The 11,205-nt window shown below is 58.9% G+C and carries 10 protein-coding genes and 1 pseudogene; 9 read left to right on the top strand and 2 right to left on the bottom strand.

What is annotated here, in order from left to right; genetic code table 11:
* Positions 1–151: 151 nt before the first annotated feature.
* The 4 genes from JWR14_RS00440 to map all read left to right on the top strand — a co-directional run bounded on the left by JWR14_RS00440 (position 152) and on the right by map (position 4,546).
* Positions 152–1,855 (top strand): amino acid ABC transporter permease/ATP-binding protein, encoded by a 1,704-nt coding sequence (locus tag JWR14_RS00440; RefSeq protein WP_299699440.1) that lies wholly within the window; start codon positions 152–154, stop codon positions 1,853–1,855.
* A 14-nt stretch (positions 1,856–1,869) separates the two neighbouring features.
* Positions 1,870–2,886, top strand: a complete 1,017-nt coding sequence (locus JWR14_RS00435) for an alpha/beta fold hydrolase (RefSeq protein ID WP_213768607.1) — start codon at positions 1,870–1,872, stop codon at positions 2,884–2,886.
* Between the two features lie 683 nt (positions 2,887–3,569).
* Complete coding sequence (locus JWR14_RS00430; protein WP_299699436.1) at positions 3,570–3,782, top strand: ParD-like family protein; 213 nt, start codon at positions 3,570–3,572, stop codon at positions 3,780–3,782.
* On the top strand, positions 3,779–4,546 hold the full coding sequence (gene map / locus JWR14_RS00425; RefSeq protein ID WP_299699434.1) for a type I methionyl aminopeptidase: 768 nt from the start codon (positions 3,779–3,781) through the stop codon (positions 4,544–4,546). Before JWR14_RS00430 ends, map begins: the two co-directional genes overlap by 4 nt.
* 74 nt (positions 4,547–4,620) lie before the next feature.
* Here map and JWR14_RS00420 read toward each other — a convergent pair whose 3' ends face one another.
* Positions 4,621–5,550, bottom strand: a complete 930-nt coding sequence (locus JWR14_RS00420; protein ID WP_299699432.1) for a LysR family transcriptional regulator — start codon at positions 5,548–5,550, stop codon at positions 4,621–4,623.
* A 142-nt stretch (positions 5,551–5,692) separates the two neighbouring features.
* On the opposite strand from JWR14_RS00420, the gene JWR14_RS00415 reads away from it, so the two are divergent.
* Positions 5,693–6,496 carry an alpha/beta fold hydrolase gene (locus JWR14_RS00415; RefSeq protein WP_299699430.1) on the top strand — a complete coding sequence of 268 codons (804 nt, stop codon included), beginning with the start codon at positions 5,693–5,695 and terminating at the stop codon, positions 6,494–6,496.
* Positions 6,497–6,749: 253 nt separating this feature from the next.
* Here the strand turns inward: JWR14_RS00415 and JWR14_RS00410 are convergent, their stop codons facing one another.
* Complete coding sequence (locus tag JWR14_RS00410) at positions 6,750–7,640, bottom strand: LysR substrate-binding domain-containing protein (RefSeq protein ID WP_299699428.1); 891 nt, start codon at positions 7,638–7,640, stop codon at positions 6,750–6,752.
* A 205-nt stretch (positions 7,641–7,845) separates the two neighbouring features.
* Here JWR14_RS00410 and argH point away from each other — a divergent pair, with 205 nt between their 5' ends.
* The 4 genes and pseudogenes from argH to JWR14_RS00390 all read left to right on the top strand — a co-directional run.
* Positions 7,846–9,273, top strand: a complete 1,428-nt coding sequence (gene argH, locus JWR14_RS00405; RefSeq protein WP_299699426.1) for an argininosuccinate lyase — start codon at positions 7,846–7,848, stop codon at positions 9,271–9,273.
* The gene (locus JWR14_RS00400; protein WP_299699424.1) at positions 9,267–10,142 is read left to right on the top strand and encodes an amino acid ABC transporter permease; all 876 of its coding nucleotides are present in this window, start codon (positions 9,267–9,269) and stop codon (positions 10,140–10,142) included. Before argH ends, JWR14_RS00400 begins: the two co-directional genes overlap by 7 nt.
* Complete coding sequence (locus JWR14_RS00395; RefSeq protein WP_299699422.1) at positions 10,139–10,945, top strand: amino acid ABC transporter ATP-binding protein; 807 nt, start codon at positions 10,139–10,141, stop codon at positions 10,943–10,945. Before JWR14_RS00400 ends, JWR14_RS00395 begins: the two co-directional genes overlap by 4 nt.
* A 63-nt stretch (positions 10,946–11,008) precedes the next feature.
* Positions 11,009–11,205: pseudogene (locus JWR14_RS00390) on the top strand (ABC transporter substrate-binding protein); the annotation flags it as partial.

Below are 11,205 nucleotides of genomic sequence, written 5' to 3'. Positions count from 1 at the left end.
TCATGCAGGCCAACCAGACGCAAAAGAAGACCTTCCCACAGTACGGAGTCGATCCGTCGCTGGAAACTCCGACCACGCTGCTTATTCAATAGAGGCTGCCTGCGCGGCACACCGCCTGGTGTGCCGGTGGCGTCACGGAGCGGGTTCGGAAATGAATGCATTGCGTATCAAACTTAAAATTGCCGGTGTCCTCGGCATGCTTGTCATGCTCGTATGGCACCCCGCGAGGGCTGCTGGACTCACGGGCGTTGAGATGGTCGACGGTTTCAGGGAGTTGGCCGGTTATGTCGGTTCGCCGTTCCTGCTCGGCGGCGCATGGGTCGCGGTGAAGATCACGCTGATTGCTATGTCGACCGGGCTGGTGCTTGGGCTCGGTCTCGCGTTGATGCGGCTGTCGCGGTTCAAGAGCTTGAACTCAGTTGCGTGGGGTTATATCTGGTTCGTGCGCGGCACACCGCAACTGCTGCAACTCGTGTTCATCTTCGACGCGTTGCCGCTGATCGGTTTGCGTTTCGATGAGATCACGACCGCGGTTATCGGCTTTGCATTGAACGAAGCTGCGTTCAGCGCTGAACTTTTTCGTGCCGGAATCCTGTCAGTGAACCGTTCACAATCGACCGCGGCCGCCGCGCTCGGCATGGGACCGTTGCTCACGTTACGTCGCATCATCCTGCCGCAATCGATGCGAGCGGTGATCCCGGGTCTCGCCAACGACACTATCGGCATGTTGAAGCTGACCTCGATCGCATCGGTGATCTTCGTCAACGAACTGACGTTTCGCTCACAACAGATCGTCGGGCAAAACTTCAAGTTCTTTACCGTGTTCGGCGCGGCTGCGGTTATTTATCTGTTACTGACGAGCGGGATCTCGCTGGTCCAGGTGTGGCTCGAACGTCTCTTCGATCACGAGCGCGAACAGAAGATCACGTTCTCATGGTTCGGGCTGCGCGCATCGACGCGCGATTCGAAACCGGAAGCGTCGGTTGTTTCGCAGGCCACCGTCAAAGAGCCGCCGCTCGCGAACGATCATACGTGGATAGGGACGCTTCTGCCCATCGGGAGCCGCACGCCGCGACATTCCGATGAACCGTTTGTCGCGTGCAAGAACGTCTGGAAATCGTATGGCAAGCGCGAGATTCTGCGCGGCGTCGACCTGTCGATCGCGCATGGCGAAGTGGTCGTGATCCTGGGCCCGAGCGGTTCCGGTAAAAGCACGCTGCTCAAGCTCATCAACCATCTCGAACCGCTCGACTGGGGAACGATAAAGGTCGATTCGCAGTATGTTGGTTATCGCGAGATACCAGGCGGCGGCGGCACGGTGCGCCCCCTGCATAACCTCGCGCGTGCCCGCGCCGAAGCGCGCGTGGGGATGGTGTTCCAGCATTTCAATCTCTTCAGTCATTTGAGTGCGCTGGACAATATCGTTGAAGCGCAGCGACAGGTCTATGACGTGCCCCGCGCCGAGGCGCAAGCGCTCGGCCGCGAGCTATTGAAAAGCGTGGGCCTGGCCACGCATGCGGATTTTCTGCCGCATCGGTTATCGGGCGGACAGCAGCAGCGCGTGGCAATTGCACGTGCGCTCGCGATCAAGCCCAAGTTGATGCTCTTCGACGAACCTACTTCCGCGCTCGATCCCGAACTCGTCGGCGAAGTGCTTGGCGTGATGCGCGGGTTAGCCGATACCGGCATGACGATGATCGTGGTCACGCACGAGATCCGCTTTGCCCGCGATGTCGCGGACCGCGTCGTCTTCATGGATGAAGGTGAAGTGATCGAGCAAGGGCCGCCTGAGCAGGTCATCGACAACCCGACGCACGAGCGCACCCGAAAATTCCTTAACGTCGTCATCAATTAAATGTGAGGCTCCAAGTGACGGACTTCGAAACTTTCGATCTCGGCCGCGTCGTGCTGCAGTCCGGCGCAACGCTGCCTGACATGTGGCTCAGCTACAAGACGTATGGCCGGCTGAACGCGGCGCGCGACAACGTGATTGTCTATCCGACGTTCTATAGCGGCAGCCATGTCGACAATGAGTGGCTGATTGGCGAGCACATGGGGCTTGATCCGCGTGAGTACTTCATCATCGTGCCGAATATGTTTGGCAACGGTGTATCGAGTTCGCCGAGCAACAATCCGCCGCCCTATGATCGTGGCCGCTTTCCGCACGTAACGCTCTACGACAACGTCGCGATGCAGTATCGCCTTGTGACCGAGAAGTTCGGCGTCGAGTCGCTCAGACTCGTCACGGGCTGGTCGATGGGCGCGATGCAGGCGTTCCATTGGGCCGCGATGTATCCGGGGATGGTCGAGCGCATTCTGCCGTTTTGCGGGGCGGCTCGGTGCTCGCGGCACAACTTTGTGTTTATCGAAGGCCTGAAGGCGCCGTTGCTGCTGGACCCCGCGTTCAAGGACGGTTTCTACGATACACCGCCGACGCGCGGCATGCGCGCTGCTGCGCGCGTGTTTGCCGGGTGGGGATTTTCGCAGGCGTTTCTGCGTCAACGGCTGGACATGGAAGCGATGGGATATGGCTCGCTTGAGGACTTTATTACCCAGTTCTGGGAGGGCGATTTCCTGAAGAAGGACGCGAACAATATTTTGTCGATGATGTGGAGCTGGCAGTACGGTGATATTTCCTCGAATTCGCTTTATGAGGGAGATTTCAATCGGGCGTTGGACAGTATCACTGCAAAGGCTATTGTGATGCCAGGGCGCACGGATCTGTATTTTCCGCCGGAAGATAGCGAGTATGAGGTTTCCAAGATGCCTAATGCGCAGTTGCGGCCTATCGAGTCGGTGTGGGGGCATTTTGCGGGTGGGCCTGCGGCTAACGCTGTCGACGTCAAGTTTATCGATAGTGCGGTGAGGGAAATTCTGGCTATGTAAGGGTCAGTTTTTTGCGCTCGGTCCTACTTGCGCCAGATTCGCTTGGCATGGTTTGGCGCGAGTTTGCGAAAGGCGGATCGCCTCTCATGAACGGACGTTCTCGAATCGATTCTGAGAGACCGTTCATGGCCGTTCACTGCCTATCGGCAATCGGCAGCGTACGACCTAAGTCATCCTTTTGGGTTGGTTCCCGATGAAGCCCATTCACCGCCTGAGACTAGTTGGGCGGGGATGGTTTTGACCACGTCCGATGGTCCTTCGATGTCCCACAAAAATATGCAGCAACCACAACCGTTCATGTCGGAAACGTAACTCAGGTGCGCTCTGTTTTCGCGAAGCCAAGACTCCGCCAGGTCAACTTCACACGCGTTGTCGGTGATGGCGCAGATACTTGCTCGGAGCAGCATATATTTCTCGGTGTTTGGGATGTCTGATAATACTGGTCATCTGCTCACCACCAGTTCGTAGACGTAGCGGGCGTCGAAACAGGACAACAGGGTAAGGCGGAGATTTGGCTTCTATCGCGCGAAGCATACCCACATACCTTCTGAATTGGTCGGCGCTTCGAAGTCGCTGATATCTGCAAACTGGCGTATCGGATGTCGTAAAGCACTTGTCTTGTCAGGCGGTTTGAATATATGATTCGTATACGTTTAGTATGCGTTTCATATATGGAGAGTGACGTGGGCATTGTGAACATCGACGACGACTTGCACGACCAGATACGTAAGGCAAGCGCAGTGTCATGCCGGTCGATCAACGCGCAAGCGGCCTTCTGGATCAAGGTCGGCATGTTGTGCGAACTGAATCCGACGCTGAGTTTCAATGAGATAGCTACCCGCGAACTGAGAGCCGCAGGCGTCGTGGCGCAAGCCGTCAAGGTGGCATTGACATGACCAAGCGACCCGAAGAAATCGCATTGATGGCGGAGTCGGGCCAGTTGCTGGCGGATGTATTTGGCTATCTGGATCAAATGAGCTTGATCGGCATGTCTACCATGCAGGTCAACGATCTGATCGATAACCTCATCGTCAACGAACTCAAGGCACGCCCGGCAAGCAAAGGGCAGTACGGCTACGCCTACGCGCTTAACGCTTCACGCAACAATGTCGTTTGTCACGGTGTTCCCTCCACGACAGACATCCTGCAAAGCGGTGACATCGTTAATTTCGACATTACGCTGGAGAAGAATGGCTACATCGCTGATTCCAGTAAGACCTATCTTGTGGGAGAGGTGTCTCCACTGGCTAAACGGCTCGTGCAAGTGACCTACGAGGCGATGTGGAAAGGGATCAAGGCCGTTCGCCCCGGAGCCAGACTTGGCGATGTAGGTCATGCCATTGAGCGGCACGCGCGCAGAAGCGGCTATTCGGTCGTAAGGGAATATTGCGGACATGGCATCGGCCGTGAAATGCACGAGGATCCGCAAGTGCTGCATTGGGGAAAACCTCAGACGGGTTTGTTGTTGCAGGAAGGCATGGTGTTCACCATCGAACCCATGGTCAACCAAGGGCGACGTTCTGTTCAAACCGAAGAAGACGGCTGGACGGTGGTCACGCGCGATGGGCAACTGTCGGCGCAGTTTGAACACACCGTGGCCGTGACCCAAAATGGCGTACAGGTCTTAACGCTACGATCCGAGGAAAAGGTGCCCAACTGATAGCTTGACGGCCGTGGACCGCGCATTTGGGAGAAGAATCCATTCAATGGCAGATCGCTCCTTCGGCAGGCCGCCTACCTTTGTACTCGTTCATGATAGAGAGAGGGGGCTATAGGCGCGTTCGCTTGCAAATACGCCCACAGTCGCTGGGCGACTGGACCGTGTGCCCCGTCGCTGCGTCGAGCGGCAACCACCATTTCCGTGTGGCCGGGGAAGTACCTGCCGGCAATGGACTTGAGCGCGCCGCTACGCATTTCCCCGTCGATCAGGAAGTCCGGCAGATGTCCCCATGCGAGGCCCTGCAAAATGACATCCTTCTTCATGAACTGGTCCGCGACCGTGATCTGGTGGGCCCCCTCGACTACCAAAAAACTCTCGTCACGTGGCACGCGAGCCGAATCGCGCATGACACATTGCGTGTAGTCGCGTAGATGTTCCGGGCGCAGTGTCCTGGCCAGCGACACCGACACCGGCAGCAGGCTCGGAGCGGCCACAGGAATCAGCCGAACCTTGCAAAGCGCAATCCACTCCAATTGCGGGTCCGTCATGTCGACGCGGTGAAACATCAGGTCGGCGTCGCGAGCCTTGAGGCGCTCGATCGGACCGCCAACCGTCTCGAAATGCAGATGCAGTCGCGTGTGCAGAGACTTCGCGAAGAAGCGCGCAAGTAGCCCGAGCACAGCCGGGCGTGGGCACAGGTCGCCTAGCACTACATGCAGTTCGCTCTCTTCACCCATGGCCAATTGCGTCGCGAATTGACGCAAACCCTCGGCTTCGCACAGCAGCGGCTGCATGCGTTCATGGAATGACCGCCCCGCATCACTTAGCTTTACGCGGTAGCCGCCGCGATCGAGCAGGTTCAGACCCGCCTGACTTTCGAGCCTCGCCACTGCAGCAAATACGGCTGGGTGGGATCGATGCAAGGCAGCCGCTGCAGCCTGGAAACTGCCCGTGCGGATCACGGCATCGAAGCATTTCAGATCATGCAGAGCGAAATCGTTCATGTCATGTTTTCTGACAGAGAGTGTCCGGATTTTGTAATTTTATCGGAACTCGACATTGTCCATACTCCAGGCCATGGACCTGCGCCGTCACGACATGCGGCCAGATGTGCCACGCGAACCGGCGTCTCTTTGAGAGAGTTTCATGGACAATTTTTCCTACTTCACGACATCCGACAATGCACACATTGCCTACCGGATGGATGGCCACGACAACAAACCCGTGCTGGTGCTATCCAATTCCATTGGCACGACGCTACGCATGTGGGACGGGCAAGTTCCTGAGCTAAGCCGTCATTTCTCAGTACTGCGCTACGACGCCCGCGGACATGGTGCGTCGAGCGTTCCTGCAGGGCCGTACTCCCTTGAGCGACTGGGGCAGGATGCTCTCGAACTGATGGATACGCTCGACATCACGCGAGCGCATTTCCTGGGGCTCTCGCTGGGAGGCATCGTCGGGCAGTGGCTAGGCGTGCACGCGCCGGAGCGGATCGACCGGCTCGTGCTCAGCAATACAGCGCCCTATCTTGGACCAGCGGACAGGTTTGATGCGCCAATCGCCGAGGCTCTCCAGGCCGACGACATGACCGGTACAGCCGAGACGTTCCTGCGCAACTGGTTTCCAGCGAGTATGTTCGAGACGCCTGATCCAGTGGTGGAAACATACCGTGCGATGCTGCTCGCAACCAACCGCCATGGCCTGGTCGGTTCGTGGCGCGCCGTGCAGGAAACCGACTTGCGAGAGGATATCGGGCGCATTACACGGCCGACGCTGGTGATCGCGGGCGAGCACGATACGGTGACGGCAGCGAGTTACGGTGTGCAAATGGCGAAGAGTATTCCAGGCGCGACGTTGTTGGTGCTACCCGCGGTACATCTCTCAAACGTTGAGTTTCCGCGGGAATTCGTCGACGCGGTCGTGACGTTCGTGCTATCACCAACGGCCTGAGGTCTCGCGGCGGGCGGTCGGATTGACAGATATACCGCGACAACTCAGAGGGTGATTGCGAGCGGCCACAGGGTGCGGCGGAACCGGGTTTCAGGTAATTTCCGTCGACTACTTCGGACGGCAGCTATTGGGCCGAACTGGGCCCGACGCTGATCTGCCGAAGTCACTCATCTCTGAAAACTGCGAACGTTAAGTTAGGACTTCAAAAAATCACGACCGGCGACAACATCCGCCCACCGCTTGCCGTTCGGATTTATCCCGCCCCAATCCCCAGCAGCCACGCGAGCAGCGGTTTCAATTTCTCCCGATACTCATTACGCGGCGGATGCACGAGGTAATACCCTGAACCTGTTTCAAGCACGCGTTCAAACGGCGCCACCAGCGCGCCGCTCGCCAGGTTCTCCTGCACCAGGTTCAAGTCCCCCAGCGCTACGCCATGACCTCGCACAGCCGCGCCAAACGCGAGGTCGAGCGTGTCGAACACCTGCTCGCGATACGTATGCGACGCCAGTTCATCGCTTTCCTGCTGCAGCCATAACATCCAGCCGCGCCTGCCGAAGCTCGAATGCAGCAGCGTGTGATGTTTCAAATCGGCAGGCCGTGCCAAGGGATGCGGGCCATGCGCGGTCTGCGGCGAACACACGGGCGTCAATCGTTCGCGCATCAGGCTGGTTGCCTCGAGTCCTTCCCAGCGTCCATTGCCAAACAGGATCGCCGCATCGAGCGTGCCTTCGCCGAAATTAGTCGGCAGGAACCAGGCGGTGTCGATGTTCAACTGCGTGCCCGGCACCTCTGCATAGAAGTCGGGAAGGCGCGGCAGCAGCCAGCGCGCGGCGAGTGTAGGCGTGACCCGCAGCGTGATGGTCTGGCCGCCCGTGCTGATGATATGCATCGACCGGCGCGCGGTTGCAAGCAGCTCTTCCACGATAGGCACAAGCCGCTGGCACTCCGCCGTCGGCACCACCATCCGCGTGTGCCGCACGAATAATGCGCAGCCGAAATACTCCTCGATCTGCTGGATATGCCGGCTCACCGCGCTCTGGCTGAGGAACAACTGCTGCGATGCCGCCGTGAAATTACCGCAACGAGCGACAACCAGCAGCGATTGCAGCACATTGAACGGCGGGTAGCGTTCGATTTTCATTTATGCAAGTTGTGCATGGTAACCATGAGATTTTACCGTTTGTCGCTGGGAAATTGGCGTTCATAAAATCGACTCGAAAGTTAAGGCTTCTTGCCCGCTGGAAAGCGCAAGAAGGGTGCAATGAGCCTTTCAACGAGCGCCGCGCCGCCGATATACCGCACTAATACACCCGCATTCAAACCATCCACTTCCAGGGAGTTTTTGCATGACCCAACATTCAGACCGGCTGTGGGGTGGACGCTTCAAGACTGGCCCCGCGCCCGCACTGACAGCGCTGTCGCGCTCCGACCCGAGCTTCTTTCGCTTAGCGCCCTATGACCTGGCGGGCTCACGTGCGCATGCGCAAGAGCTTAGACGCGCCGAAATTCTGACGGCCGGCGAGCTGCAGCAACTGCTAAGCGAAATGGACCGGCTGGAAGCGCAGTTCCTGGCAGGCGAGGTCGGTCCGACGCTCGACGATGAAGACGTGCATACCTTCCTCGAACGGGAACTGACGCAACGCCTGGGCGCGACCGGGGGCAAATTGCGCGCCGGCCGTTCGCGCAACGACCAGGCAGCGAACGACCTGCGCCTCTTCCTGCGCGACAAGGCGCGCACGCTGGCGCAAGCGGTCATCGATTTGCAGAATGCATTAATCGAGCAAGCGAACGCACACGTGCATAGCGTGAGCGCAGGGTTCACGCATTTGCAGCCGGCGCAACCGATTGTGTTCGCGCATCACTTGCTCGCGCATGCCCAGTCGATCTATCGCGATGTCGATCGTTTGGTGGATTGGGATCGCCGCAGCGCGCGCTCGCCATTGGGCGCAGCAGCGCTGGCGGGTTCCGCAATCTGCCGGCGGCCGGAGTTGTCGGCGGCGGAACTCGGCTACGACGGCCCGTGCGAAAACTCCATCGATGCCGTCGCTTCGCGCGACCATGTTGCGGAGTTCGTGTTCATCGCGAGCATGTTGTCGGTAAACCTGTCGCGGCTCTCGGAGGAAGTCATTCTCTGGACCTCTCGCCAGTTCGGCTGGGTCGTACTCGACGACGGTTATGCGACCGGCAGTTCGATCATGCCGCAGAAGAAAAACTCGGATATCGCAGAGTTGACGCGTGGAAAAGCGGGGCGCTTGATCGGCAACCTCAGCGGCTTGCTCGCAACACTTAAGTCGCTGCCGCTCGCCTATAACCGCGATCTCGCGGAAGACAAGATCGCGGCGTTCGATTGCGTCGATACCCTCGAACTCGTGCTGCCCGCAATGGCCGGCATGATCCGCACGATGCGCGTGAACGTGGATGAAATGCGCCGTCAGGCGCCGCTCGGATTCACGCTCGCCACCGAAGTTGCCGACTGGCTCGCGCTGCGCGGCGTGCCGTTCAGTGAAGCCCATGAGATCACCGGCGCGTTGGTGCAAGTCTGCGAGGAGCAGGGCATTGGACTCGCCGAGGTATCGGCCGCGACGCTGGCAAAAGTCGACGCACGGCTGAAACCGGCGGTGCTGGACCACGTGACGCTCGAGGCAGCCGTGGCGGCGCGCAGTGGCTACGGCGGCACCGCGCCGGTGCGTGTAGCCGAGCAGATCACGCGTTTGCAGACGGCGCTTGATAAGCAATTGGCATGGGCCACTTCATACGGTGGACCGACATGCTGAGCGCTTCCAACGATCTGACATCGGATGGCGCGATAGAAACGGATTCCACGCAACTGGAATACGTGCGTCGACGTCATTGGGGGCGTTATTTAGCGTCAGCCGTGATTCTGGCGATCGTGGTCTACATCGGGTTGGCGTTCGCGCATGGGCAGATCGAATGGCGTTATGTCGCGCGCTTCCTCACGGCTAAATCGATACTCACGGGCCTCGTTAACACCATCGTCATGACGGTGCTTGCGATGGCACTGGGGGTCGCGCTGGGCGTCATCACCGCGATCATGCGACTGTCGACCAACCCGGTGTTGCAGACCGTCGCGCAAGCCTACGTTTGGCTGTTTCGCGGCACGCCGGTGATCCTGCAACTGCTGCTGTGGTTCAACCTCGCGCTGGTGTTTCCGACAATAGGCCTACCCGGGCTCTTCGAGTTTCGCACCGTCGACGTCATGACGCCTTTCCTTGCTGCGTTGCTTGGGCTCGGTATCAACCAGGGCGCGTATACATCGGAAGTGGTCCGCGCCGGTTTGCTCTCGGTAGATACGGGCCAGTACGAAGCAGCAAAGTCCATCGGCATGCCGAGGCTGCAAGCGCTGCGCCGCGTGATCTTGCCGCAGGCAATGCGCGTGATCGTGCCGCCTATCGGTAATGAACTCGTGGGCATGGTCAAGCTCACGTCACTCGCGAGCGTGATCCAGTACGCGGAGATGCTGCATAACGCGGAGAACATCTACTACGCCAATGCCCGGGTGATCGAGTTGCTGATGGTCGCGGGTATCTGGTATCTCGTGGTGGTGACAGTGCTGTCGTTCATGCAGTCGCGCGTGGAGCGGTTTTACGCACGCGGCGCGGGTCGTCCGTCGGGCCGTCAATGAACCCGGCGAATCATAAGGAAGCACTCCCCATGAGTTCAATCGGTTCAATCGTTCGTGCCGTCGACGTGCGCAAGTCCTATGGCGATTTCAAGGCGTTGCAAGGCATCACGCTCGACATTCCAAAAGGCGAAGTGCTGTGCGTGATTGGACCGTCCGGTTCCGGCAAGAGCACGTTCCTGCGCTGCATCAATCAACTCGAAGAGATCAACGACGGTGCGTTGTGGGTCAACGGCGAACGGGTAGGTTACCGGCGCGTGGGGAACAAACTGTATGCGTTGTCGGAGAAACAGATCGCGCGTCAGCGGCTCGCGACCGGCATGGTGTTCCAGCGCTTCAACCTGTTTCCGCACAAGACCGTGCTGGAGAACGTGATTGAAGGGCCGGTGCAGGTGCTCAAACGGCGTCGCCCGGAGGCGATTGAAGAAGCGCGTGCGCTGCTCGAACGCGTCGGCCTTGCTCATAAGTGCGATGCGTTCCCAGTGGAACTTTCGGGTGGACAGCAACAGCGCGTGGCTATTGCACGGGCGCTTGCCATGCATCCCCAACTCATGCTCTTCGATGAACCCACCTCGGCGCTTGACCCGGAGCTGGTTGGCGAAGTGCTGGCCGTGATGCGCGACCTCGCCAAGAGCGGCATGACGATGATCGTCGTCACGCATGAACTCGGCTTCGCGCGTGAAGTGGCCAATCGCATTGTGTTCATGGACCAGGGGCAGGTCGTGGAGAGCGGCACGCCTGAACAGGTGCTGTCAAATCCCCAGCATCGACGCACGCAGGATTTCATTTCGGCCGTACTTTCCTGATTTTTGTTCGTGATTTCAGCGCCGCTGGAACCCGGACTGACTTTTTTTCTTCAGCGAGTTTCAATGAATGTTTCCCTTCGCTTTCGCCAGCTTGCCGCGCTCGTCACCGGCGCGACGGCGTTGCACATGCCTCTGGCACATGCCGGGACACCGCCGTCGATCGGCAAGAGCACGCTGGTTGCGGCCATCGTGCCGAACTATCCGCCGTTCGAATACAAGGACCCGGCCACCGACAAGCTGATGGGTTTCGACGTTGACCT

It is taken from the genome of Caballeronia sp., assembly GCF_028292365.1.
Classification (GTDB): Bacteria; Pseudomonadota; Gammaproteobacteria; order Burkholderiales; family Burkholderiaceae; genus Caballeronia.
Note: the sequence above shows the minus strand (reverse complement) of the source record. Positions and strands in the feature narration are given on the sequence as shown.